The organism is Epilithonimonas sp. KH_059, assembly GCF_057838485.1.
On record NZ_CM174468.1, the window covers coordinates 828944 to 853856 of the forward strand.

A 24913-nucleotide genomic window follows, 5' to 3' on the forward strand; every position below is an offset into this window, starting at 1 on the left:
AAATGAAAACAAGTGAACATTTAGCCTTCCTACAAAGAATAGCAACTGGTTTTAATACAATTCGAAATACAAGTGATGTTACAAAGGGTTTATTAGACCATATCATATTTTTCTGTAAAATAGATGATGCTCTAGTTTATGAAGATTTGCTGCGAAGCGAAAATATTCCACTTCTTTTAAGTGAATATAAAGAACTGATATCAGAGATTAAAAAGAAATTTAACGATAGTCAAAGTTTAATACAAGAGTTTTCTGCAACTGTCTTTTTTGAACAATTACTAATTCCTTATGATCACAAAATTGAGGTTGAAAGCAAACGACTTGAGTCGTACAGAAATGAAGATAGTTTGCTGCAAAGGCAATTAGAATCGTGGAGTATGAAATATTTAGAAGAATCTGTTGAGATGAAAAATTTGACCAGGGATTTCGAAATTGCTAATAGTGAATACAATTTTCAGAAGCAAAAACTTGAGATTGTTCAAAAAGAAAGAGATGAGTTTTTTGAAAATAATTCTAATATTCTTTATTTCAGTTTCAGTCCATTTCTAGAAAAAATGGACATTATAAACAAATGGATACTACGACTTTCCAACTCAAATACTTTTTCCCAAATTATATTTAAGGATGAGGATTCCATAGAATTAGCCTATTCAATTTTAATAAAAATGAGTCTATTGAAAACTGTTTCTCTTCCAGAATTTTATAATCAGATTACATTAAATAAGGTGCTTACTCTCGAAAAAAATCCGAGTAAGGATAAATATATTGCTTATTCAATAAACAAATTGAAAGCATTTATTGTTGACACTAAAAAAGAAATATGGGAGAAGACGATTGTAGAATGTTTTCAAATCCAAAATTATGATAAAATAAAGACTGTTAACCAAGATCACTTAAAAACTAAAGATCATGAAGAAATTGATTTTAAAATAAGCAAATATTTTGAAAGTCTCAAGAGTTAAAATAGTCGCAGAGAGTCTTGAAATTTATTCTTCTCTAATAAAATAGGACACTATCCCAAAAAGTGTGTAAGTTGAAAAGTATTGGCTTGAGATTTATAAGACACTATCCCAAAAAGTGTGTAAGTTGAAAAGTATTGGCTTGAGATTTATAATTTAAGCCTATCTTCAAATATAAGCATAAATTGATTGAGTACGATACCCCAATCTCTAATAGGCATTGTCCATTTTTTTGTTGCTTCTCTTAAGGCGAGGAAAACTGACTTTAAAACTGCATCATCCGTAGGAAAGGACATTTTATTTTTGGTGTATTTTCTTATTTTTCCATTGAGATTTTCGATTAAATTTGTGGTGTAAATGATTTTTCGGATTTCAACAGGGAATTCAAAAAACACGGTTAATTCATCCCAATTATCTCTCCAGGACTTAATTGCATAGGAATATTTAGATTCCCATTTTTCTGCAAAATCATTTAAAGCGGCTTCTGCGGCTTGTTTTGTGGGTGCGTTGTAGATATGTTTCATATCGGAAGTAAAGGCTTTCCTGTCCTTCCAAACCACATATTTGCAAGCATTTCTAATTTGATGAACTACGCAAATTTGAGTTTGCGATTGGGGGAACACACTGCGAATAGTCTGGGTGAATCCATTAAGGTTATCCGTTGCAGTGATAAGTATGTCTTCCACGCCACGTGCTTTCATATCGGTTAACACGCTCATCCAAAAACTGGAGCTTTCACTCTTCCCTAGCCACATTCCTAGAACTTCTTTCTTTCCGTCACGTCGCAGACCCACAGCAAGATAGATGGTTTTATTGATGACTTTAGAGTTCTCACGAACTTTAAAAACGATTCCATCCATCCAAACAATAAGGTATAAATCCTCTAAAGGTCGATTTTGCCAAGCGACAATTTCACTGGAAACAGCATTGGTGATCCTGGAGATTGTTGAGGTTGAGACATCAAAATCATACATGTCCTTGATTTGTTCTTCAATATCACTCACACTCATTCCTTTGGCGTAAAATGATATTATAATATTTTCTAAACCATCAATAATATTGTGCCTTTTGGGAACTATCATCGGCTCAAAAGTACTTTGTCGATCACGCGGAACTTTAATTTCATCTTCGCCAAAAGAGGTTTTTATCTTCTTACTCTGATGACCATTGCGATAGTTGCCGTCTTTCGTTTTCTGATGTTTATTAGTATCTAGATGGTCATCTAGTTCTGCTTCGAGCATATGTTCTACGGCTCGTTTGTGCATTGTTTTGAAGAACGAGGTAAGATCTTCGCTGTTCTTGAAGGATTTGTAAAAATCCTTGTTGTTTAATAATTCTTCTTTGTCAATCATAACTGTATAAAGTTTAAAAATAGTAAAAAGTTATTTCCGAAAAAGTTTTGAGTTTTTAAGGACTCAAAATTTTTCAGAATAACTTTTCAACTTACACAGTTAGTGAAACACTACCATTTATAATTTAAGCCTATCTTCAAATATAAGCATAAATTGATTGAGTACGATACCCCAATCTCTAATAGGCATTGTCCATTTTTTTGTTGCTTCTCTTAAGGCGAGGAAAACTGACTTTAAAACTGCATCATCCGTAGGAAAGGACATTTTATTTTTGGTGTATTTTCTTATTTTTCCATTGAGATTTTCGATTAAATTTGTGGTGTAAATGATTTTTCGGATTTCAACAGGGAATTCAAAAAACACGGTTAATTCATCCCAATTATCTCTCCAGGACTTAATTGCATAGGAATATTTAGATTCCCATTTTTCTGCAAAATCATTTAAAGCGGCTTCTGCGGCTTGTTTTGTGGGTGCGTTGTAGATATGTTTCATATCGGAAGTAAAGGCTTTCCTGTCCTTCCAAACCACATATTTGCAAGCATTTCTAATTTGATGAACTACGCAAATTTGAGTTTGCGATTGGGGGAACACACTGCGAATAGTCTGGGTGAATCCATTAAGGTTATCCGTTGCAGTGATAAGTATGTCTTCCACGCCACGTGCTTTCATATCGGTTAACACGCTCATCCAAAAACTGGAGCTTTCACTCTTCCCTAGCCACATTCCTAGAACTTCTTTCTTTCCGTCACGTCGCAGACCCACAGCAAGATAGATGGTTTTATTGATGACTTTAGAGTTCTCACGAACTTTAAAAACGATTCCATCCATCCAAACAATAAGGTATAAATCCTCTAAAGGTCGATTTTGCCAAGCGACAATTTCACTGGAAACAGCATTGGTGATCCTGGAGATTGTTGAGGTTGAGACATCAAAATCATACATGTCCTTGATTTGTTCTTCAATATCACTCACACTCATTCCTTTGGCGTAAAATGATATTATAATATTTTCTAAACCATCAATAATATTGTGCCTTTTGGGAACTATCATCGGCTCAAAAGTACTTTGTCGATCACGCGGAACTTTAATTTCATCTTCGCCAAAAGAGGTTTTTATCTTCTTACTCTGATGACCATTGCGATAGTTGCCGTCTTTCGTTTTCTGATGTTTATTAGTATCTAGATGGTCATCTAGTTCTGCTTCGAGCATATGTTCTACGGCTCGTTTGTGCATTGTTTTGAAGAACGAGGTAAGATCTTCGCTGTTCTTGAAGGATTTGTAAAAATCCTTGTTGTTTAATAATTCTTCTTTGTCAATCATAACTGTATAAAGTTTAAAAATAGTAAAAAGTTATTTCCGAAAAAGTTTTGAGTTTTTAAGGACTCAAAATTTTTCAGAATAACTTTTCAACTTACACAGTTAGTGAAACACTACCTAAAATAGATGCAAATGACCTCATAAAGTCCTTTTACATTTTTTTGCATTTTATTTTTATTTTTTATTTTATATAGCATTGAATATCAGTATTAAATTATTGATATTTTTTTTATTTCCATTTTTCTCCATTTCGAATTTTATGTCTATTTGCAATGTTAAGAACGGGCATATTAATTATTAAACTTTAAATAAAATTCAAAATGAAAATCGAAAATCTTTTAGAAAAGCCAATCTGGCAAATGACAGGTCAAGAATTTTTGGCATTAAATGAACAGAGTAGAAGTACGGTTCAAGATCAACAAATAGTTTCAATTTCTGAAAACTCCTTAAATAAAAAATATGTTTATGGAATCCGTGGAATTGCAAATCTTCTCAATTGCAGTATTGCAAAAGCAAATCGCATAAAAAAAAGAGGAATTATTGATGAAGCTATAATTCAGGAGGGACGTTCTATCATGGTTGATGTTGAATTGGCTTTAAGTCTAATTAAAAACAACATGTAAGATGGCGCAAATGGAAAACGACCGATTACCCGACGGATATCAAAAAGGCACATCATTTTTTCACTCAAACAACGATAATGAAAATATTCATATTTTCAACGGAATAAGAGAAGATTTCAAACTTGTTTCAGGAAAAAACATATTTCCGGGAAGTATCTTTCCTCAGATAATGCAGAAATTAATGAGAGAATTAGAAACAACATTAAATTTTTCTCCAGATTATACTTCAGCCTCAATTTTATATGCGGTTTCGGTTTCGATGGGAAATCGAATCCAACTGAAAGTAAAAAACAGTTGGCTGGAAAAATCGAATTTATATATGGTTCTCGTCGGTAGAACAGGTGATGTAAAAAGCCATTCGGTTTCGTTCTGTCTTAATCCTTTAATGAAATTGGATAAAGAGAATTTCGAACAATATATCATCAAGAAAAAGGAATTTGAACAATTACCAGTTGAAGAAAAGTCTAAAAGTACAGTTCCAGTTCTTAGCCAATTATTGCTGAACGATTTTACGCCAGAAGCATTTGTTAAAGCACATTATTTTAATCCTAGAGGAATTGGTTTATACACTGATGAGATTGCAGGTTTCTTTAATTCTTTTAATCAATATCGAAAGGGAAGTGAGGAAGAATCCTATTTATCTGCTTGGAGTGGAAAACCTATCATTAAAAATAGAATTTCTGGCGATGAAATGAGAGTGGATAATACAAAAGTAGATATTATCGGAACCATGCAGGAAGGTATATTATCTAGTGTTTTTCAATCCAATAAAATGAAAAATGGTTTTATAGATCGTCTTCTTTTTGTGTTGCCGCATAAATATGTGGATAATAAATGGAACGATCTGGATTTAGATGAGAAATATATAGAATGGTATTCAGAATTTATAAGCAAAATTTATAATCTAGCCGAGAATTCAGAAACTGTACTGGAATTTCAACCTGATGCAAAAGAATATTTATACCGATGGCAGAATAGCCAAAAACACGATTTTGATTTCGAATATCAAAGAGGCGTGTCGGTAAAATTGCAGCAATACGTATTGAGGTTTTCAATTTTAATTGAAGTGATTCATTCAGTTTGCAATGATCAGAAACTTAAGAATATTTCTTTGAAAACTTTAAAATCTGCAATTAAGTTAAGAGATTATTTTTTTGAAAATGCAGTCCGTGTTTTTGAAATCATTGATAATACTTACTATGACTCACTCACAGAAATACAAAAAAATGTATTCGACAAACTCCCGCAACATTTTAAAACAGGAGAAGGAATAGAAATAATTTCTAAAGAAGATTCGATGAAAATTAGAAGTTTCAAAAACTTTTTAAAAGATGAAAAACTCTTTAAAAAAATCGCTCATGGGATTTATGAAAAACAAGTTTTTTAGAGGTTATTATCAATCTCCTACTGCACTATTTGCACTATTGCACTTTGAGTTTTAAAATACTGAATATCAAACATTTAATGATAATTTAAAATGCAATAAAGTGTAAGAAGTGCAAAATCAATTTTTTTCAAAGTGCAGAAAGTGCAACGAAAGTGCAAATAAAACACACGTCAATCACCGATGAATAAAGGATAGTGCAGAAAATGTAAAAAGTGCAGACATGATTAAATACAGATATAAATTAGATCCTAGTTCAAAGAAATACAAATGTCCCAGTTGCGGTAAGTTATCATTTGTGATTTTCATTGATACGGAAACAAGTAAAATCATGGAAAATTATGGTAGATGTGATAGAGAATCAAAGTGTGATTATTTTTATCATCCATCAAAAGATGGTTTTAAAAATTGTAAAAGTTCAACGGTGGTAGATCATTTTACTAATGAGTTTTGTCCTTCGTTTCATAAAAATGATTTGATGGAAATATCAATGAGGAATGATAATAATTTCCTGAAATATTTAAGATTTTTACTTGGCAATCAAAAAGCTAGTGAAGTTCAAAAGAGATACAATATTGGAACGCTTCCCGAATTTAATTTTGGAACTGTTTTTTGGCAACTTGATGAACTTAAAAAAGTAAGAGCAGGAAAAGTAATCCAATATTTTGCATCAGGAAAGCGAACAAAATATATTACATGGATGCATCAATTTTTGAAGAGGGAAAATACAATTTCAGATTTTAATTTATCACAATGTTTGTTCGGATTGCATTTAATCATAGAAGATGAATCAAGTATAATTGCTTTAGTAGAATCAGAAAAAACAGCATGCATAATGAGTGTGATATTTCCAGAATTTTTATGGTTGTCTTGTGGTGCAAAAGGTGAGTTTAAACAGAAAAAATTAGAGCCAATTAAACACAGAAAAATCATTGCATATCCTGATTGTGAAATTCAAAAAAATGGATTTACAACCTATCACGAATGGAAAAAAAAAGCGGTCGAATTGAATGCGAAAGGATTCGATATTTATATATCAGATTTATTAGAAAAACAAGCAAAACCCGAACAAAAAAGAGAAGGAATTGACATTGCAGATTTCTTTATGATAAACCTATGAAAAGATGAGTAAAACAGGTTTTACATCGAGATGTGCCGATAGAGCTACAAAATCTGACGCTTTTGAGTCTAATCGGCATCTCGCTTTTTCTCCCGATTGGTCAAAAAAGGGAAAATTGCTTCACAATTTTAAAATTAAAAGAATATGAAAAATAAAGTTTTAAGGTTCAGAGTTTCATCTCTCGAACATCAAATTATTCAGAAAAAAATTAGAAAAACAGGTCTCTCAATGTCGGAATTTTTCCGAAGACTTTCCTTAGAATTGGAACTAAAAAATACGTTGACGGAAGATGAAATTGAAGGCTATAAAACCCTCTCAAAATACGCTGATAATTTCCGGAGAATTTCCAATTTATTTAAACTTGGAGATGTTACAGGAATGAAAAATGAAATGCTTGAAACTTCGAGAATAATAAAAAATCATCTAGAAAAATTTAAGTAAAATGATAGGCATGGCAAAATCTTGCATCGGTGGTTTTTCACTTTTTAATTATGTAATTGATGACCAAAAAGGAATAGAAATATTGCGAAATAATCTTTGTGGCGAAACACCTATTGAACTTTTTCAAGAAATGAAAATTCTGCAAAATCTAAATCAAAACGCAACCAATAAACTCATTTCTATGGTTCTTTCTCCGCATGTAGCTGATGGTGAAAAATTGAGTAAAAAGCAGTTGCAGAATCTCACAAAAGAATTTTTAAAAGAATTAGAAATTGATACCAATCAATCTCAATTTATTGCTTTTATGCACACAGAAAAACGCCATCGTCACATTCACATCCTTTTAAACAGAGTAGATGAAAAAGGTAAATTGTTGAAAGACCATCATATTGGGAAGAAAGCGCAATGGGCAGCGCACAGAGTTGCAGAAAAAAATGAATTAGTATCTGCAAAACAAATGAGAATTGATAAAATAAGAGCTTCCGAAAGTTTCGAATTTGATTCTAAGAATTTAAGGAAAGAAATGTTTCGAAAACATCTGAACGTAATGGCAACAAAGCCAAACACGATGGAAAAATACTTATCAGAAATGCTGAAAAAGGAAATAAAATTCATTCCTACAATCAATAAGCAAGGTGATTTACAAGGTTTTCGGGTGAGAGATATGGAAAGTCAAACAGAAATGAAAGCGAGCGATGTTCACCGAAATATGGGACTGAAAAAACTTTTAGATTCTGGTTTGTTTTTTCAGGATGATAATTTCAATTTGAGTAATCCAATGCACGAATTAAATCAAAAAAGCATTCAAAATTTTAAAAAAGAATTAGAAATGATTGCTCTTCAAAATAAAATATTGCTAGAATCTAAAACATCTGAAACCAAAATTGTTGATAAAATTGAAAGAAAAATAATAGAACGTAGTACATTTAGAAGATAATTATATGGCACAAAAAATAAGAACCCAAGATGTAATGGAGCTTTTTGCAGAGAAGCTTGACAAAGCAATTGAAAAATTTGATTTGAACGAGAAAATAATTACAACTGTAGATGGGAAATTGGAAGAGATTAAAAAAACATCTCTTAAAGTTGAATTTGAACCACTGAAAGAAGTAATAAAAGAAATCAGTCAAATATTTGAAAAACAAATAAATGAATTAACTCGTATTTCTGAAAAACATAACAATCAAATTAAAGATTCTGTTAAAAAAGAAGGAAAACAGCAATTGTATTTTTACGGTTCTTTAACGATTCTATTTTGTTTGTGTGTCGCTTTTTTATCATTTGGAATTAATCAATATCACGAAAAAAAGTATGCTGAAAATGAAATGAAATTCTATTCAAAAGAAGCTCATCGAAGAAATACTTATCTGAAAGAAAAAAATCTTACCGAGAAGTATGAAAAATGGCTTGAAGCTAAACAGAACCCAGAAAATGATAAAAAATAAATCTATTAAAATATGGAAAAATCAGCCAGCGCAAACCAATGGATTTTCCCACATTTTAACAGATTACAACAACAATACTTAATTGACAACCAAATATTTGAAATGCTATAGGTGTTTAAAATTTCATTCTCTGTATCCTCACAGCATTTAAAATTGCCAATAAAGCAACGCCAACATCGGCAAAAACGGCTTCCCACATTGTGGCTAATCCACCTGCTCCGAGTACTAAAACAATTGCTTTTACTGCAAATGCTAAAATGATATTTTGCCATACGATTTTCTTGGTTTGCTTACCTATGTTGATTGCCATAGGGATTTTGCTGGGCTTATCATCCTGAATAACCACATCGGCAGTTTCTATGGTGGCGTCGCTTCCTAAACCGCCCATTGCAATACCTACGTCGCTCAAAGCTACTACTGGTGCGTCGTTCACGCCATCGCCTACGAAGGCTACGGTTTCATTTTGGGCTTTTATTTCTTTTACTTTATTTACTTTGTCTTCGGGTAATAAATCGCCAAAAGCATTATTAATTCCTAATTTATCTGCAACAAATTTTACTACGGTGCTTTTGTCTCCGCTCAACATTGTGGTTTTTACGCCTAATGCTTTCAGTTTGTCAATTGTAAGCTGTGCATCTTCTTTGATGCTGTCGGCAATGGTAATATATCCTGCAAATTTCCCATCGTAAGCAATGGCAATTAGGGTGTAAACAATTGTGGTCGGGTCTAAATCATAATTGATGTTGAATTTATCCATCAATTTAAAATTTCCTACCAATAATTCTTTTCCGTTTACATTGGCTTTCAAACCGTGACCTGCAATTTCTTCTGTATTTTCTAACTTTATCGAGCTATCAATTTCACCTACATATTGATGGATAGCGGTAGCAACCGGATGTGTACTTTGACTTTCTAAAGCATTTACCATTTTCAGGATTTCCTCTTTATTAAAATCCGGTTTTAATACCACTTCTTGTACTTTGAAAACGCCCTCGGTCATTGTACCAGTTTTGTCCATTACTACATTTTGAATACTGGCAATTACATCTAAAAAGTTACTTCCTTTAAACAAAACACCATTTTTGGAAGCTGCACCAATTCCACCAAAATAACCTAACGGAATACTGATGACCAAAGCACAAGGGCAAGAAATAACTAAGAATACCAATGCTCTGTACAACCATTGACTAAATTCATAATTGCTCACAAAAAAGTATGGAACTATTGTAATTAGCACTGCCAACAACACAACAATCGGGGTGTAGATTTTTGCAAACTTGCGGATGAATAATTCTGTTGGTGCTTTTTGTGCGGTGGCATTTTGTACCAATTCTAAAATTTTAGAAAGCTTGCTATCGGTATAAGCAGTGGTTACTTTTACCTGTGCAACGGTTGTTAGGTTTATCATTCCTGCCAATACGGTTTCGCCTTTGGTTTTGGTATCTGGCTTACTTTCTCCTGTAAGTGCTGCTGTATTGAATGAAGCGGTTTCGGATAATAATTCTCCATCTAGTCCTAATTTTTCTCCGGGTTTTAATTGAATGATATTGCCAATACTTGCGGTTTCTGCTTTTATGGTTTTAGCTTGATTATTTTCTAAAATAGTTACTTCATCTGGTCTTTGATCGAGCAACGTTTTAATGTTAGCTTTCGCTCTTGTTACTGCCAATGTTTGGAATACTTCGCCAACGGCATAAAACAACATTACGGCAACACCTTCAGGGTATTCGCCAATGGCAAAAGCTCCGATGGTTGCAATGCTCATTAATAAAAATTCTGAAAATACATCGCCTTTTCTGATGCTTTCAAATGCTTCTTTAATTACGGGTAATCCAACTGGTGCATACGCTACTACATACCAAACAATTCTTATCCAACCTGTAAACCAAGATTGCGGCAACCAATTATCGAAAGCAATGGCTATCATCAAAAATACGAAACTGATGATAGCAGGTAAAAACATTTGAAAGGTAGATTTATCGGTACTTCCGTGGTTATGACCGTCATCATCGGTGTGTTCGTGGTTGTGTCCATCATCGTCGTGATGTTTTTCCAATAGCATTTTAGCATCGGCATCGGTATATATTTTTTCTTCTTGAGGTGTGCAACAAAGCTGTTTGCCTTGTGCATCATATTTATGTTTGTGTTCCATTATAGTAATCTTTTAGTAGTTTGTTTATAGGATAAATATTCTTGTCCGTGTTGTTTTTCTAAAAAATTTTCTTCCAATCTTATCTCAATTTGGATAACGATGTAAGTGGATAGCATCAGGAAAAATGTAATTGCATTGGGCAGTATGAAAAATATTCCGGTAACGCTGATTATCATTCCTAAGAATATCGGGTTTCGGCTATAAGAAAATAAGCCTTTTGTTATTAATTCGGTTTTATTATTTTCATCTATACCAATACGCCAACTGTTGCTCATTTGATATTGAGCTACCGAAATCCAGAGTAGTGAAAGATGTATCAAGATTAATCCAACTATCATAAACACTTCTTTCATTAAATAAGAAATGGGTACTAAATACTGATATGCTTTATCGCTGAATGAATAAATGAATACCGCTATAAAAAGCAAGGCTATCAATATTTTCATTACAAAACCGATGTAATCGTGTGCGTTATCCGTTTTGCCAAATGTTATCGGATTGATGCCTGTTTGCTTATAGGTGCGGTATGACGGTAGCACAAATGCTACCGTCATATACAACACCAAATACAAAGGCAAATAAAATTTTAACCAAATCATAGTTCCTATTTTTAATGTCCGTGCCCACCTGTATTGCTCAGTTTTGCGTTTACAAAGAATGCTCCTTTTACCACAATTTTTGCATCGGCAGGAATTTCATTTACAAAAGATACTGCGGTATAACCCATATCAGATACGCCTTTAAACACTTCCACTTTTTCAAAATTCTTGCTGGTTTTATCTTCCTTATGGTCTTTTTCTTCTTCCTCTTTATGACCGCCTTCTTCTTCGCCTTCTTCGTGATGTTCTTCTGCTTTTTTATTGGTTTGTACAAAAATATAGTATTTTCCATCGGCATTTACAATGGCATCATTCGGTACAGCCGAAGTTGTTACATTATTAAGACTTACAATGGCAGTAACATTCATTCCGTCTATAAGTCCTGTTTTATTGCCTTGTACCACGGCGTGAGCGGCAATTGTTTTGCTTTCGTTTTCAAAAGATGAGCCTATTGCAAATATTTTAGCATTATAGTCTTCTACTGCATTGTTGGTTATTCTAAAATGAATAGTTTGCCCTACTTTGAGCATCGGCAAATCTTTTTCAAAAACATTCAAATCCAAATGCAAGGAACTGTTATCTACAATTTCTATAACAGGTGAAGAAACATCTACATAGCTTCCTATTTTAGCGAAAACGTTACTAACCGTACCATTCAAAGGACTGGTTACAACCAATGCTGATTTTAGATTACCATTTGAAACAGAACCTGGATTGATGCCCATTAATTGTATCTGTTGTTGTAAGGAAGCTCTTCTGGTACGTAAACTATTGAGTTCGGCTGTGGCACTTTGTAGATTTTTCTTAGCACCTGCATTGCCTTCGTTCAATTCTTTTTGTCTTGCTAACTCTTGTTCTGCAAAAGTTATTCTGCTTGCAGTACTCAAATATTCTTCCTGCAATTGTATAAACTGCGGATTGGCAATAGTGGCTATTACTTGTCCTTTTTTTACATAATCTCCAATTTGTACGTTCAGTGTTTTTATTACACCACCATACAAAGAAGTTGCGTTGGCTTTGTTGTTATTGGGAACTTTCAGCAAACCATTTGCTCGGATGGTTGCCGTTAATTCTTTTTGCTCTATTACGCCTAATTGTATGCCTACCGTTTTTATTTGTTCTTCGGTAAGTGTGGCAATGGTTGGCGTTTCTTCTTCGTGAGGAGCTTCAGCTTTTTCGGTTGCTTTTGCTTCTGTAGCCTGACCCTCTTTTTGTTTATCGTTTTTACACGCGGAAAAAGTAAATATTAAAACAATTATCGCTGTGATAGACGTGATTTTATTTATATTGAATTTCATTTTTGCTTATTGATTAATGAATGAATAAATATTGATTACGGATTGGTTTACCTGCTGAATACTTTTCAAGTAATTCAACTGAATATCGGTGGCAGTTTGCAGCGCAAAAAGATATTCTACATAACTGATTTCGCCTGTTCTGTAACCCAATTGTGCTGCTGATACAATTTCCTTGGCATTTGGCAATGCTTCTTTCTCAAAATAATTGAATTGCTGTATGTCTTGCTGATATTGTTGCAAGGCATTTTGCATTTGCGTAGCCAATGTTTTTTGCTGTTGCTGTGCATTGGCTTCGGCTGCTTGTTTTCTGTAATCTAAAGATTTTATTCTGGCTTTGGTAGCACCATAAGTGATGGGAATAGCAATACCAATGTTTACAGAACTAAATCGGTTTCCACCATTAAAAAATTTCTCTGCTCCGTTTACATTTTGAAAACCAATTAAAGACTGATTGACATAACCAATGGTAAAATCGGGTAAGCCTTGCGAACGTTCTACCTTTTTTGTTTGCTCTGCAATAACGGCATCTTGATACAAAGATTGAATGGCAGGATGATTGGCTACAGCTTCATCACCCAACAAATTAGAAATTTGCAAAGGCTGAAAATTGCCGTTTTCTGCAATGGCAAAATCGTCTTTTGTGTTCATCAATGTTTTTAGATTGGCAACTGCATTGCTTAGGAATACTCCGTTTTGTTTCAGCAATAAATTGATTTCGCCTTTCTTGGCTTCCGCTGTGCTGATGTCCACTTTTTTGGTGTCGCCAGTTTTGTATCGAAGTTGTGCAATTTTGATAAAATCATTGTACAAACTATCCAATTGTTGTAACTGTTTTTCATTGTGTTGCAAGTACAAAATTTGATAATAATAAGTACGTACTTGATTTTTTAACTCCAATACCGTAAGGTTTTTTTGCAATTCTTTACCTTTTATTTCGGCATTAATCAGTTGCTTTTTAGCTCCAAATAATGATGGAAACGGAATGGTTTGTGACACCTGAAAAGACTGGTCGAATTTGGTACTGCTATATTGCCCTAATTGTGCATTAAAATCAAGTTTTGGTAATTCTCCAGCAGTTTTTTTCAAAGCTTTGCTGGCATCAATTTCTAAATCTGAAGCTTTTAAGGTTTGATTATTTTGAAGTGCAATATTTATCGCATCGTCAACGTTAGTTAAACTTTTTGTCTGTGCATTTGCTGTAAAGCCTACCGTTGATAAAAGCAATACAATGATGGTTACAATGGGTTTCACTTGTGGCTTTCTTTTTAATTTAATTTTTGAATTGAAAATGATATAGAGTAATGGCAGTACAAATAGGGTAAGGAAAGTTGCGGTAATTAAACCACCGATAACCACCGTTGCTAAAGGTTTTTGAACTTCAGCACCTGCACTACTACTCAATGCCATTGGTAAAAATCCTAAACTGGCAACTGTTGCCGTCATCAATACTGGTCGCAATCGGATTTTAGTTCCTTCTATTACTCGTTTAAATACGTCTTTTACGCCTTCTTTTTCCAATTGGTTGAAAGTACCTATCAATACAATTCCGTTGAGAACTGCTACACCAAACAAAGCAATAAATCCAATTCCTGCACTGATGCTGAACGGCATACCACGAAGTAATAAAGCCAATATACCACCGATCGCACTCATTGGGATAGCTGTAAATATTAAGCCTGCCTGTTTAAAGGAACGGAACGTGAAATAGAGCAATACAAAAATCAATAACAAAGAAACCGGAACGGCTATCATTAATCGGTTACTGGCTTCCTGCAAGTTTTCAAATTGACCGCCATACGTGAAATAGTAGCCCGGTGGTAATTTTACCTGTGTATTTAATTTTTGCTGAATTTCTTCTACCACACTTTGTACATCCCTGCCTGCAACGTTGAACCCGATTACAATTCTACGTTTTCCTGCTTCACGGCTTATCTGTGCCGGTCCTAATTTGTAATCAATAGTTGCTACTTGCGAAAGCGGAATTTGATTACCAGTTGAAGTTGGTATCATCAAATTGTTTACATCTTCGATACTGTTACGGTAAACACTATCCAACCGAACTACCAGTTCAAATCTTCTTTCGTTTTCATATACTACACCAGCACTTTTTCCTGCAAATGCAGTGCTTACTACATTGTTTACATCTTCTACCGTTATCCCATAATTGGCTAAACGTGTACGGTCGTATTCTATATTTATTTGCGGTAAACCACTCACACGTTCTACTTGTGGAGATGTAGCACCTTCTACTGTTTGTATAATTTTACTAACCTTATCAGCATTCAAGGCAAGCGTATCTAAATTTTCTCCAAATATTTTTACTGCTACATCTTGCCTAATACCTGTCATCAACTCATTAAAACGCATTTGTATTGGCTGATTTTTTTCAAAGAACACACCAGGTATTGCTTCTAATTTTTCATTGATAGCATCTCCCAATTCATCATAACTTCTGCCACTTTTCCATTCGCTTTGAGGCTTTAGCAATATCATCATATCAGTAGCTTCGGGTGGCATTGGATCCGTTGGCACTTCTGCCGCTCCAGTTTTACCTACTACCATTTTTACTTCATCAAATTCTTTAATAATTCTTGAAGCTTGCATAGAGGTTTCTATACTCTGGCTCAATGAACTGCCTTGTGGTAAAATACAATGGAAGGCAAAATCTCCTTCCTGTAATTGTGGTATAAATTCGCCACCCATTCTTCCAAATAAAAATAGCGTAAAGACAAATATACCAACGGTAATTCCTACTAACCAGTATTTTATTTTGATGGCTTTTTCTAATAATGGCTGATATATTTTTTGTAGCCAATTCATCATCTTATCCGAAATAGTTTCTTTGAGCATCGGCTTTTTAGATAGGAACAAAGCGCACATCATCGGGATATATGTTAAAGATAATATCAATGCTCCGAATATTGCAAAACCTACTGTTTGTGCCATAGGACGGAACATTTTACCTTCTACACCTACCAATGTAAGAATAGGAATATAAACTATAAGGATAATGATTTCACCAAAGGCTGCACTATTACGAATTTTGGAAGCTGAGGTAAATACTTCATTATCCATTTCTTGCTGTGTGAGCCTTTGTGTAGATTTCCTTAAACCTAAATGATGCAATGTAGCTTCTACAATAATTACCGCACCATCTACAATTAATCCAAAATCTATTGCTCCCAAACTCATTAAATTGGCACTTACGCCAAACACATTCATTAAAGCCAATGCAAACAACATCGCCAAAGGAATAGCGGATGCTACAATCAATCCTGCCCTAAAATTTCCTAAGAAAAGCACCAATACAAAAATGACAATCAGTGCGCCTTCTATCAGGTTCTTTTCAACGGTACTCATAGCTCTGTCAACCAAATCTGTACGGTCTAAATAGGGTTCAATAATTACATCTTCGGGTAAGGATTTTTGAATAATAGGTAATTTTTCTTTGATGCGATTTACCACCTCATTGCTGTTCTCGCCTTTCAACATCATTACCACACCGCCAACTGCATCTACTTCGCCGTTGTAGGTCATTGCTCCGTATCTTACAGCACTTCCGAAACGTACATCTGCTACGTCTTTTATAAAAATGGGAATACTGCCGCCATCATTTTTTACACTGATATTTTTTACATCATCCAATGAAGTTACCAAACCGATACCTCGGATGAAATAAGCGTTTGGTTTTTTGTCGATATATGCACCACCAGTATTTTGATTGTTTTTTTCTAATGCGGTAAAAATGTCGGTAACACTTACCCCCATAGCTTTTAAGCGATTGGGATTTACTGCTACTTCATATTGTTTCAGTTCGCCACCAAAACTATTTACTTCGGCAATTCCGGGAGTTCCATATAATTGTCTTGCTACAATCCAATCCTGCATTGTGCGTAGGTCTTTTGCATTGTATTTTTTTTCACTGCCTTTTTTCGGATGGATGATGTATTGATAGACTTCTCCCAATCCGGTACTTACTGGTGCAAGTTCTGGCTTGCCAATACCTTTAGGTATATTTTCCTCTGCTTCTTTTAGTTTTTCATTGATAAGCTGACGGGCAAAATAAATGTCTACTTTATCTTTAAATACTACTGTAATTACCGATAAGCCAAATCTTGAAATACTCCTTGTTTCTTCTATATCTGGAATATTGGCAATGCTTTGTTCAATAGGGAAGGTTACTAATTGTTCTACTTCTTGCCCTGCCAACGTAGGGCAAACCGTAATTATTTGCACCTGATTATTAGTAATATCGGGTACGGCATCAATGGGTAGTTTTGTGGCACTCCACACTCCCCAAATGATGAGTAACAAGGTCATTATACCAATGACAAGCTTGTTCTGAATACTAAATTTTATAATGTTATCTAACACGTATATCTGTTTTAATTTTTGATAAATAAATTATTGCCTCTTGTCATAAGAAGCCAACAGATAATCAAATAACTATTGGATGAAGTGGATAATGCCTGTAATTATTTCTATAAACAAACATTCATAGAAAATACATAACACGAACACGCTAACAGTACCATAAAGCCAATAAAAGGCATACAATTACTGAGGCTTGCAACAAACCATCAATAGCATTAAGAAAATCTGAAAAAATTAAACAGTAAATTTGGGAGGATGCCAAATACTTCCTGAGTAGAAGGAAATTAAAGTAAAATCACGAAGTGTAATTTTTTTAACAACAAGAGTGGGTTTAGGTTGCTTGATTTCAAAAGGTTTGAAATGGTAAGTAGTAATACTTATACTACAACAATTGCAATAACAAAAAGGACCGCAATTGTCATCGCTATCTTTGTTGTGGTCGTGAGATTGAACGGTTTCAATTTTAGGAATGGTATCTTCACACTGATTACTTCCATCGCTACAAGGCAATGAAAAAAGTACCATCAGGTAAAAAGTCAATATTGTGATTATCCATCTCATTTATAGTGCAAATATAGAAAAATAAACTTTGCAATCGGATTGCAAAGTTTCATAGTATTTTAGTTGCATCTGTCAAACCGTCCTTTGAGTACCAAATTGATGCCTTCTAATTTAAAATTTAGTGGAATATTGATGTTTGGAATTTCGGTATCGGTAAGACAAAAAGTTCGCTGGCACTGGGAGCAATGAAAATGCGTATGCTGTTCTGAAGGTTTGCAATTGCAACCCGATTGACAAAGTGCATATTTTACAACTCCTGTTCCGTCGTCAATAGTATGGATAAGTTTGTGCTCTAAAAAAGTTTTCAGCGTTCTGAATAGCGTAACATTATCGGCATTTTCAAACTGTTCTGCTAACTCTTTATGACTGATAGCATATTGTTGTTTCAGCAATTTTTCTACCACCAATAAACGCATTGCTGTGGGTTTAATATTTCTTTGCTGTAAAATAGTTTCTTCGTTTTTCATAAAGTCCCCAAATATTTATTTTTAAAACCTCACACAGTATCATAAAAAACAAACAGCCAAAACTATATAGTTTTGGCTGTATTTTTGGCTGTATTTATCATAAGTATTTGATAATCAGTTGAAATTGTAGAGAGGATGGTATTTTCTTGCAAGTTTTCGGTAGGCTTTTTTTATTTCCTCTGCAGTGGCGGAGGGTTTTACGCCTAGAATTTCATAATAATTGGTGTGTGCCATAAGAATCAATTACTCTTTAAAGGTACAAATTCAAACGAGAAAATACTTTATCTTTGGTTAAATTTAAAGCTTGTGATCGAACTCTTTCGGAACTATTCCAATCTGCTTCTGTTAATTTTAGGGATTTTACTAGGCAGTTTTCTAGGTCTTTTTTGGCCTGAATTCGTTGTGTACTTAAAACCGGTTGGGGATATTTTTTTGAACTTACTCTTCGTAAGTGTCGTCCCTCTGGTCTTTTTTGCTGTAGCCAATTCCATCTCTAGTGTTGCGCAAAGTGGAAAGTTCTCAAGGATCCTTTTTTCCATGATCTTCAGCTTTTTGCTATTTATCGTGATTGCGGCCTTATTTACTATTGGCGCTGTGACTCTTTTCCCAACCGAGGCGGTCGGCATCACCGATCCCAATTACGCCTCCACTCTTCCTACGGAGGGGAATTGGGGGGATCGAATTGTAGAGTTCTTCACCGTAGGAGAATTCACTGCCCTGTTCTCTCGCCAACACATGCTAGCGCTTTTAATCTTTGCCTTTCTGTTAGGCTCCGCCATCCGGAAAGCAGGCGATAATGGAGTCGTTTTTCAACGCTTTGTAGCCTCCGGCTACGAAGTCATGAAAGAACTTCTACTCATTGTTATGAAACTAGCCCCTATTGGACTAGGAGCGTATTTTGCCTATCAAGTAGCCACTGTAGGTCCCGAACTCTTTGGCTTTTACGCGCGCCCTTTAGGACTCTATTACGTAGCTGGTATTGTTTACTTTTTTGTCTTCTTCTCCCTTTATGCCTTTTTGGCCAAAGGAACAAGCGGAATCAAACTCTTTTGGAAAAACAACATTTACCCCTCAATCACAGCCTTAAGTACGTGTAGCTCTTTTGCGACCATGCCTGCGAATTTGCAAGCGGCTGCCAAAATCGGGGTACCCGATTCCGTGGCAAACCTTGTGATTCCGATTGGAAGCACCCTTCATAAAAACGGATCCTCCATGTCCTCAATTATTAAGATTTATGTGGCCTTTCTAATTATTGGAGAAGATTTCTTTGATCCTTTGAACCTACTGTTAGCCGTAGGAATTACGATTTTCGTCTCCATGGTGGCAGGAGGCATTCCCAATGGAGGCTACATAGGGGAAATGCTTATGATTTCTGTGTATCAATTGCCACAAGAAGCCATTCCTGCGGTCATGATTATCGGAACTCTTGTGGATCCCTTAGCGACCGTCTTAAACTCCACCGGGGACACGGTAGCCGCCATGCTCACCACGAGGCTCTCGGGTGAGAAATTTAATGAGCCCTCGGTCGATTCGTAATCCAAACCTAGGTCTCCCCAATTAAAATCCTTTTTTTTATGAAATCCATGCCCAATCCCGAATTAGAATCCTACTTTAAAAAAGAAGGCCCTTTTCTGCAAGTGGCAAAAAAGCTAAGAGAAATCCTTCTGTCCTTTGATCTTAGGGAGGAGAAAAAATGGTATCAGCCCTGCTATACCTACAAAGGAGCGAACCTCTTTATCATTGGACAATTCAAATACTACTGCGTTCTTAGTTTCTTTAAGGGAGCGGTATTAGAAGGTTTTGACGACTTGTTAGAAAAACCAGGAGAAAACTCCAGAAGTGCGCGGGTTATTAAATTCACGGATCTTTCCAGCGTTCTAGATCGGGAAGAAGAAATTAGAAAAGCCATAGCAGCCATGCTGATTGCTGAAGACAAAGGACTCTCTGTTAAGAAGGAGCCTCTCACCCCTCAAGCCTACCCACAAGAAATTCTAGATCTACTTGAAAAGGACCCTAAGTTCAAAGAGGCCTTTGAGTCTCTTACACCCGGAAGAATTCGTACTTGGCTTTTGCACATTGGCTCCGCCAAACAGGAAAAGACCCGACTAGATCGACTGCAGAAGGCCTATCCAGAAATCTTAAAAGGAAAAGGACACAACGAAGACTACGCACGCAAAAAGAAATAACTTTCTTTTAGGCTTTGCTTTTTTTGCAGCTTTGTTCTGCATCGCAAAACAAGTCTTAGTTCCTTTTGAATCATAATACAAGAAGCCCTCGGTTCTGTGACCAAGGGCTTTGTTGTAAGCAAAGGTTCTCGAATCTAGTTCAAATTCCTTCTATATATATATTCACCTTGTTTCCATCTAGTTCTCCCTCTCTAGGTACTGATAATAGCGAGCTCCTCTAAGGGTTGGACTTTCGGATTCAATGGACTCTAGAGAAAATCCTTGAGGTCTCGTTGCAATAGAGCTTGAAAGTTGTTTGCGGTGAAGCTTTTCATACGTTTCAAAGGAGACTGCTTCTCTCTTTGCTAATGTGTCAAATAAATTCCACTCTCTAGCGACCTCTTTCCACTCTTTTGAAATCACGCCTTCAAAGACCTTCGCTTTGGATCCGCTTCCATACGCTAAAAAGCCAATTTTCTTTCCTTCAAGTTCTTCTCCGGAATCTAGGCTGGTCTGTAGTGCAGACAAAAGAGCCATGAACACAGAGGCGGTGTACATGTTTCCGATTTCAGAGGAAGCTCTTTGAGACGGCTCTATCTTTTCTGAGATAAAGGAAAGGTACTCTGGTGATTTTGCCACGGCCTTTTGCTCCTCTGGCGTTTCAATCGAGAGTCCTTTTTCTGCGCTATAAATCTCAGTAAAGACTCTCTTTCCATGAAAGGCATAAGGCAAGTGAAAAATCAAATAACGCCAATTCTCATAGGGTTTATCGGCTCCCGTTTTCTCTTTAAAATGCTCGTAAGCTTCCTTGATTTGATTTTGATAACAGACATTGGAATACTGTCCATCAAAGACAGGTTCTTCTGAAAAAAGCTCTAAAGTATCAGGCATCGAATCCGAGGCTCCACTCAAATCCGATTTTGAAATTTTGATGCGCGGTTTGAAAAAATCAAAAACACTTCTTGTGGCCACACCCACAGTAGGTTCCAGGGTTAATAGTTTGGGATTATTTGATAACAGAAGCGCAACTGCGCCTCCTCCTTGCGTATATTCACCCGAACTTCCAAGTTCATATCGAGCATAGTCCGAGGCAATCACAACCGCTTTTCGAGAAGGATCGGCGCGGCAATAGTCCATACAGTTTTCTAAAGCATCCACGGCTCCAATACAGGCAAAGGTCATGTCGACCACGTCACAGTTCTTGAAGACTCTAGGTCCATAGGTGGGTTCTAAAACTTTCTCCACCATGCCCATGGCATAAGTGGCTGTAGGTTTTGCGGAGTCCAATGCACTTTCTGTTCCTAAGTAGATCCTGGAGATTTCTCTCGGATTCACGCCCGAATCTTTAATTAATTTTAGTAGCGCTTCCGCTGCAAAGCTCGCGGCATCTTCATGCACATCGGCTAAAGCCATTTTATAAAGTCCTAATCCTTTTTCTAGTTTCAAAGGGTCTAATTGACGATTGACTGCTAAGTCTTTCATATTCAAATAAAGAGAGGGCACATAGAAGCTTGCAGCTTGAATTCCGTACGGCATAAAGGGTAATTTTACTACGAAATTAACAATTCTTACGGCAAATGACAGTCAAAATGGGAACTATTTATGCACATTCAAGTGCAAATTGTTTTTGTATCGAAAACGACTTGGTCTTCAAAGGCTTTTAAAACAAGGTTTTGGGCCTTGAGAAATTGGTGAATTTCTGGGTCTCTTTTTATGGCTTGCGGTTCCTAATCGAGATTGTAAAGCACAGCTTGAATTCCGTGTCCTATTTTCTTGAATTCTGTGTCCTATTTTCTTCAATTCAATTGTTTCCTATTTAATTAAATAGTCCATTATGCCACACTTTTATTTCGAAAATGATTTTTTCTTGCTTATAAATTCATTTAAAAGGACATTTATAAACACAAGAACTGCCATGCAAATTGCTACCCAAAGGACCGTTGTATTTTCATCTTTATTTGCCACCGCAATAGCCAAAAACGCCCAAACAGCCACCAAAGCAAATGCGGACATCCTTTGTTTCCAGATCATAAATAAATGCAGGAGCGATGCAATTGCAATCATGATTACGGTCCAAACCGTTTCTGAAATCCCAAAGCCTCCCCATTGTATTTTTTTGAGATACGCGGCTATATCGGCAATTAGAGCCACCGAAATCCAACCGGCATAAATGTAAAATGGCAAGCGAAGAAATAATGCTGTCTGCAATGTTTTCGTGTCAAATTCGGATTGAATTTTTTGTATGATTTTAAACAAAGAAACCAACAACAACACCATGATGGGGATGGTTAAAAATGTATAGTCATATAACCATGCCAATACCCAAAAACTATTGGCAAAGCAGGAAATAACAAACCACCAACCTATACTTAGAACCACTTTTTCTTTGGACGTCGTTTGCTTAGTTAAGGGTCCAAAATAAATCACAAAGCCCAAAAGCCCAAAATAAATTAGTCCCCAAATCGAAAAAGCATATCCTGCTGGCGTGAACAGGTTTTGATATTTTGCAGAAATGGTTGCCATGGTTTCGCCATTAAAAGCACCTGTATTGGAGAGGTAATTAATAACAAGAGTTGCTATGAGTACCACTGCGTTTACTATTTGAAATTTCTTTTTCATGCGGTTTGATTTTTAAGTTCGCTTTTTTTGAATTTATTAAAGAAATACAGTACCAATAAAAATTGTGTATAACCATAAATCGCATCTTCAATAGGAATGGTGAGTATTCTGATTCCCATAAAATCTTTTGGATTATAATTGACTATAGGCGTTTCTATTCCGCTTCCCGTTAGAATTCCGTTCACTGGAAAGAAACCCAGCATTAGGACTGTAAATACAAGCGAGGCCTTACCAATCCAATCTACTCTGGCGATAAAGTGCAAATAAACGAGTGTGAGAATAGTGGAAAGGGCGGTGACCAAAGTGTAGATTTTGTCGTGGTGCAGTAAAGCAATAACTGCACAAACAATAATTGCTACAAAAACGATTACATTATTAAAGCCCGACAACCCATCCATCTTGAAAAATTTGTCGAAACAAAAATAGGTAAATACGCAAGAAAACGGAATACAAATAAAGAACAGCCATTCTTCTATAGGCAATCCCGCAATCACAAATCCCAATGTATAATTCGTATTGAACCACCAAACGCCTTTTGCAGTGAACCATACGTCCCAAGCGATAAAAGGAATAGCGACTAAAATAGCGGATTTTAGAAATGCTCCAAAATGCTGGTTGAACTGCAATCTTTTGTCAAAAGAAGCAATAAAACAAATGATGACTGTAAAAAAAAGAATCAAAATATAAGTGTAGCTCATCATTTTTTAGTGGTTTTAAAGTACATTTTGAAATAAATGAGAGGCACATACAAAAACCCAAAGCATTCGCCCTGTTCTTTACCCATGTGCTTGTGATGTTGCTTATGTGCTCTACGCAATGCTTTGAAATACGGGTTTTCTGTCCGGGTAAAATACTTTAAACGTTGATGGATAAAAATATCATGCACAAAAAAATAAGCCATTCCGTAAAGCATGATCCCCAAGCCGATATAAAATAAATAATTGAAATCTTTCAAAGATCCAAAATACATTAAAGCAATCGTGGGAAGTGCAAAAATGACAAAGAAATAATCGTTTTTCTCCAAAGCTCCTTCATTGCTATGGTCATGATGATCTTTGTGCAATATCCATAAAAAACCGTGCATCACATATTTATGAATGAGCCAGGTTGCTCCTTCCATAAGTATAAAAACCATCACGACCAGTAGTAAATTCATTTCCAGCGTTATTTTTGATTAAACTTATTTTCTAAAAATACAAAACGATAATTGAATATCTCTTCAATTTTTTTTCTTACAAAAAGTGGATGTACTAGTTGACCGACAAGCCCCAAAGGAAGCTCATAATCTACCGTGTCTTTCATTAACACACCCTCTTTATTTGGAATAAATTCGTGGTGATGATTCCATGATTTATAAGGTCCTTTTTCTTGAAAATCGGTAAAGCTTTTTTGAAAATCGACCTGCGTAATTTTTGTTTTCCATTTCAACGGAATTTTGAAAATCGGCGACACGGTATAATCAATTTCCATCCCTACAAAAATAGGTTGATCACCCAACTTGGTGTGCACCACAAAGCCCATGTCTTTGGGTGTAATTTTAGAGAGATTGTGTGGTGATGAGAAAAACGACCATGCCGTTTCTATAGGGCAGTTTAGTTGTTGTTCTCTATACAATTGATATTTCATTTCTAATCTTTTAATAACAAATCAATATTTTTTGTCAAAATTTCAGATTGAACTTTGCTTCGGTTTTTGACAATAAATTCTTTATCTCTTTTGACGTGCGAATGATACCCTAAAAAAGTAGGTGCATTTTTTTGTACCGACAGCCTAATAAATCGTAATTCTATATTGCTAGGGTCTTGTTCAATGGCCTTTTCTATATTTTTCTTTCCCGTTTTAAAGGTCTGGAGTTTGGTCATCGGACTGAAAACATGTTTTGCCCAAACGGTTTGATAACCGCCCAAATACCCCAAATAAAGGGATGAATTGTTTTTTTCCTTTTCTAAATCTCTAATCATTTTTTCGCACAATATTTTATCGGATGCGGCTTTGCTATACCCGGTACGATAGGTTTGTAAATTCGACTGACTTACA

At 35.4% G+C, this 24913-nt stretch carries 23 protein-coding genes and 1 pseudogene; 9 read left to right on the forward strand and 15 right to left on the reverse strand.

Going from position 1 to position 24913, the window contains the following annotated elements; translation table 11 throughout:
• Window positions 1-2 precede the first annotated feature (2 nt).
• Window positions 3-962: a hypothetical protein gene (locus AC3IRX_RS03855; protein ID WP_489211154.1), complete on the forward strand. Its 960-nt coding sequence runs from the start codon at window positions 3-5 to the stop codon at window positions 960-962.
• A 146-nt stretch (window positions 963-1108) separates the two neighbouring features.
• Here the strand turns inward: AC3IRX_RS03855 and AC3IRX_RS03860 are convergent, their stop codons facing one another.
• A complete protein-coding gene (locus AC3IRX_RS03860; protein WP_489208805.1) occupies window positions 1109-2311 on the reverse strand; it encodes an IS256 family transposase in 1203 nt (400 codons plus the stop codon).
• Between the two features lie 117 nt (window positions 2312-2428).
• Window positions 2429-3631, reverse strand: a complete 1203-nt coding sequence (locus AC3IRX_RS03865; RefSeq protein ID WP_489208805.1) for an IS256 family transposase — start codon at window positions 3629-3631, stop codon at window positions 2429-2431.
• 317 nt (window positions 3632-3948) lie between these two features.
• On the opposite strand from AC3IRX_RS03865, the gene AC3IRX_RS03870 reads away from it, so the two are divergent.
• From AC3IRX_RS03870 to AC3IRX_RS03895, 6 genes are all read left to right on the forward strand, one after another.
• Window positions 3949-4251, forward strand: coding sequence for a DUF3853 family protein (locus tag AC3IRX_RS03870; protein ID WP_312820262.1), 303 nt, complete (start codon window positions 3949-3951; stop codon window positions 4249-4251).
• 10 nt (window positions 4252-4261) lie between these two features.
• A complete protein-coding gene (locus AC3IRX_RS03875) occupies window positions 4262-5638 on the forward strand; it encodes a DUF3987 domain-containing protein (protein ID WP_489211156.1) in 1377 nt (458 codons plus the stop codon).
• A 220-nt stretch (window positions 5639-5858) separates the two neighbouring features.
• Window positions 5859-6755 (forward strand): DUF6371 domain-containing protein, encoded by an 897-nt coding sequence (locus tag AC3IRX_RS03880; protein WP_489211157.1) that lies wholly within the window; start codon window positions 5859-5861, stop codon window positions 6753-6755.
• Between the two features lie 144 nt (window positions 6756-6899).
• Entirely contained in the window at window positions 6900-7196 is a 297-nt protein-coding gene (locus tag AC3IRX_RS03885) for a plasmid mobilization protein (protein WP_312820259.1), read from the forward strand.
• 10 nt (window positions 7197-7206) lie between these two features.
• Window positions 7207-8133 carry a relaxase/mobilization nuclease domain-containing protein gene (locus AC3IRX_RS03890; RefSeq protein ID WP_489211158.1) on the forward strand — a complete coding sequence of 309 codons (927 nt, stop codon included), beginning with the start codon at window positions 7207-7209 and terminating at the stop codon, window positions 8131-8133.
• A 4-nt stretch (window positions 8134-8137) separates the two neighbouring features.
• Window positions 8138-8641, forward strand: coding sequence for a hypothetical protein (locus AC3IRX_RS03895; protein ID WP_088263539.1), 504 nt, complete (start codon window positions 8138-8140; stop codon window positions 8639-8641).
• Between the two features lie 115 nt (window positions 8642-8756).
• Here the strand turns inward: AC3IRX_RS03895 and AC3IRX_RS03900 are convergent, their stop codons facing one another.
• The 7 genes and pseudogenes from AC3IRX_RS03900 to AC3IRX_RS03930 form a co-directional block, all read right to left on the reverse strand.
• The gene (locus tag AC3IRX_RS03900; protein ID WP_489211159.1) at window positions 8757-10793 is read right to left on the reverse strand and encodes a heavy metal translocating P-type ATPase; all 2037 of its coding nucleotides are present in this window, start codon (window positions 10791-10793) and stop codon (window positions 8757-8759) included.
• A complete protein-coding gene (locus tag AC3IRX_RS03905) occupies window positions 10793-11392 on the reverse strand; it encodes a methyltransferase family protein (protein WP_489211160.1) in 600 nt (199 codons plus the stop codon). The genes AC3IRX_RS03900 and AC3IRX_RS03905 overlap by 1 nt, the downstream gene beginning before the upstream one ends.
• Before the next feature lie 11 nt (window positions 11393-11403).
• Window positions 11404-12690 carry an efflux RND transporter periplasmic adaptor subunit gene (locus tag AC3IRX_RS03910; RefSeq protein WP_229941499.1) on the reverse strand — a complete coding sequence of 429 codons (1287 nt, stop codon included), beginning with the start codon at window positions 12688-12690 and terminating at the stop codon, window positions 11404-11406.
• Window positions 12691-12696: 6 nt separating this feature from the next.
• Window positions 12697-17064, reverse strand: coding sequence for a CusA/CzcA family heavy metal efflux RND transporter (locus tag AC3IRX_RS03915; protein WP_489211161.1), 4368 nt, complete (start codon window positions 17062-17064; stop codon window positions 12697-12699).
• 234 nt (window positions 17065-17298) lie between these two features.
• A complete protein-coding gene (locus AC3IRX_RS03920; RefSeq protein ID WP_489211162.1) occupies window positions 17299-17625 on the reverse strand; it encodes a DUF6660 family protein in 327 nt (108 codons plus the stop codon).
• A 59-nt stretch (window positions 17626-17684) separates the two neighbouring features.
• Window positions 17685-18092 (reverse strand): Fur family transcriptional regulator, encoded by a 408-nt coding sequence (locus AC3IRX_RS03925; protein ID WP_489211163.1) that lies wholly within the window; start codon window positions 18090-18092, stop codon window positions 17685-17687.
• A gap of 117 nt (window positions 18093-18209) precedes the next feature.
• Window positions 18210-18326, reverse strand: a pseudogene (locus AC3IRX_RS03930) (DnaJ domain-containing protein); the annotation flags it as partial.
• Between the two features lie 72 nt (window positions 18327-18398).
• On the opposite strand from AC3IRX_RS03930, the gene AC3IRX_RS03935 reads away from it, so the two are divergent.
• Window positions 18399-19628, forward strand: coding sequence for a dicarboxylate/amino acid:cation symporter (locus AC3IRX_RS03935; protein WP_489211164.1), 1230 nt, complete (start codon window positions 18399-18401; stop codon window positions 19626-19628).
• A gap of 38 nt (window positions 19629-19666) precedes the next feature.
• Window positions 19667-20278 carry a YdeI/OmpD-associated family protein gene (locus AC3IRX_RS03940; RefSeq protein ID WP_489211165.1) on the forward strand — a complete coding sequence of 204 codons (612 nt, stop codon included), beginning with the start codon at window positions 19667-19669 and terminating at the stop codon, window positions 20276-20278.
• Window positions 20279-20455: 177 nt separating this feature from the next.
• Here the strand turns inward: AC3IRX_RS03940 and AC3IRX_RS03945 are convergent, their stop codons facing one another.
• From AC3IRX_RS03945 to AC3IRX_RS03970, 6 genes are all read right to left on the reverse strand, one after another.
• Window positions 20456-21793: a hydroxymethylglutaryl-CoA synthase family protein gene (locus tag AC3IRX_RS03945; RefSeq protein WP_489211166.1), complete on the reverse strand. Its 1338-nt coding sequence runs from the start codon at window positions 21791-21793 to the stop codon at window positions 20456-20458.
• A 309-nt stretch (window positions 21794-22102) separates the two neighbouring features.
• A complete protein-coding gene (locus tag AC3IRX_RS03950; protein WP_489211167.1) occupies window positions 22103-22876 on the reverse strand; it encodes a tryptophan-rich sensory protein in 774 nt (257 codons plus the stop codon).
• Window positions 22873-23577: a lycopene cyclase domain-containing protein gene (locus AC3IRX_RS03955; RefSeq protein WP_489211168.1), complete on the reverse strand. Its 705-nt coding sequence runs from the start codon at window positions 23575-23577 to the stop codon at window positions 22873-22875. The genes AC3IRX_RS03950 and AC3IRX_RS03955 overlap by 4 nt, the downstream gene beginning before the upstream one ends.
• Window positions 23574-24032, reverse strand: coding sequence for a sterol desaturase family protein (locus tag AC3IRX_RS03960; RefSeq protein WP_489211169.1), 459 nt, complete (start codon window positions 24030-24032; stop codon window positions 23574-23576). The genes AC3IRX_RS03955 and AC3IRX_RS03960 overlap by 4 nt, the downstream gene beginning before the upstream one ends.
• 8 nt (window positions 24033-24040) lie before the next feature.
• On the reverse strand, window positions 24041-24502 hold the full coding sequence (locus AC3IRX_RS03965; RefSeq protein WP_489211170.1) for an SRPBCC family protein: 462 nt from the start codon (window positions 24500-24502) through the stop codon (window positions 24041-24043).
• Window positions 24503-24504: 2 nt separating this feature from the next.
• Entirely contained in the window at window positions 24505-24837 is a 333-nt protein-coding gene (locus AC3IRX_RS03970) for a hypothetical protein (RefSeq protein ID WP_489211171.1), read from the reverse strand.
• Window positions 24838-24913 lie beyond the last annotated feature (76 nt).

Bases quoted from the DNA above. Each gene is read 5' to 3' on its own strand.
- AC3IRX_RS03965 (WP_489211170.1), bottom strand. From the start codon at position 24,502: ATGAAATATCAATTGTATAGAGAACAACAACTAAACTGCCCTATAGAA.
- AC3IRX_RS03855 (WP_489211154.1), top strand. From the start codon at position 3: ATGAAAACAAGTGAACATTTAGCCTTCCTACAAAGAATAGCAACTGGT.
- AC3IRX_RS03880 (WP_489211157.1), top strand. From the start codon at position 5,859: ATGATTAAATACAGATATAAATTAGATCCTAGTTCAAAGAAATACAAA.
- AC3IRX_RS03905 (WP_489211160.1), bottom strand. From the start codon at position 11,392: ATGATTTGGTTAAAATTTTATTTGCCTTTGTATTTGGTGTTGTATATG.
- AC3IRX_RS03950 (WP_489211167.1), bottom strand. From the start codon at position 22,876: ATGAAAAAGAAATTTCAAATAGTAAACGCAGTGGTACTCATAGCAACT.
- AC3IRX_RS03885 (WP_312820259.1), top strand. From the start codon at position 6,900: ATGAAAAATAAAGTTTTAAGGTTCAGAGTTTCATCTCTCGAACATCAA.
- AC3IRX_RS03870 (WP_312820262.1), top strand. From the start codon at position 3,949: ATGAAAATCGAAAATCTTTTAGAAAAGCCAATCTGGCAAATGACAGGT.
- AC3IRX_RS03895 (WP_088263539.1), top strand. From the start codon at position 8,138: ATGGCACAAAAAATAAGAACCCAAGATGTAATGGAGCTTTTTGCAGAG.
- AC3IRX_RS03945 (WP_489211166.1), bottom strand. From the start codon at position 21,793: ATGCCGTACGGAATTCAAGCTGCAAGCTTCTATGTGCCCTCTCTTTAT.
- AC3IRX_RS03920 (WP_489211162.1), bottom strand. From the start codon at position 17,625: ATGAGATGGATAATCACAATATTGACTTTTTACCTGATGGTACTTTTT.
- AC3IRX_RS03900 (WP_489211159.1), bottom strand. From the start codon at position 10,793: ATGGAACACAAACATAAATATGATGCACAAGGCAAACAGCTTTGTTGC.
- AC3IRX_RS03890 (WP_489211158.1), top strand. From the start codon at position 7,207: ATGGCAAAATCTTGCATCGGTGGTTTTTCACTTTTTAATTATGTAATT.
- AC3IRX_RS03865 (WP_489208805.1), bottom strand. From the start codon at position 3,631: ATGATTGACAAAGAAGAATTATTAAACAACAAGGATTTTTACAAATCC.
- AC3IRX_RS03970 (WP_489211171.1), bottom strand. From the start codon at position 24,837: ATGATTAGAGATTTAGAAAAGGAAAAAAACAATTCATCCCTTTATTTG.
- AC3IRX_RS03925 (WP_489211163.1), bottom strand. From the start codon at position 18,092: ATGAAAAACGAAGAAACTATTTTACAGCAAAGAAATATTAAACCCACA.
- AC3IRX_RS03875 (WP_489211156.1), top strand. From the start codon at position 4,262: ATGGAAAACGACCGATTACCCGACGGATATCAAAAAGGCACATCATTT.
- AC3IRX_RS03960 (WP_489211169.1), bottom strand. From the start codon at position 24,032: ATGAATTTACTACTGGTCGTGATGGTTTTTATACTTATGGAAGGAGCA.
- AC3IRX_RS03940 (WP_489211165.1), top strand. From the start codon at position 19,667: ATGAAATCCATGCCCAATCCCGAATTAGAATCCTACTTTAAAAAAGAA.
- AC3IRX_RS03860 (WP_489208805.1), bottom strand. From the start codon at position 2,311: ATGATTGACAAAGAAGAATTATTAAACAACAAGGATTTTTACAAATCC.
- AC3IRX_RS03955 (WP_489211168.1), bottom strand. From the start codon at position 23,577: ATGATGAGCTACACTTATATTTTGATTCTTTTTTTTACAGTCATCATT.
- AC3IRX_RS03910 (WP_229941499.1), bottom strand. From the start codon at position 12,690: ATGAAATTCAATATAAATAAAATCACGTCTATCACAGCGATAATTGTT.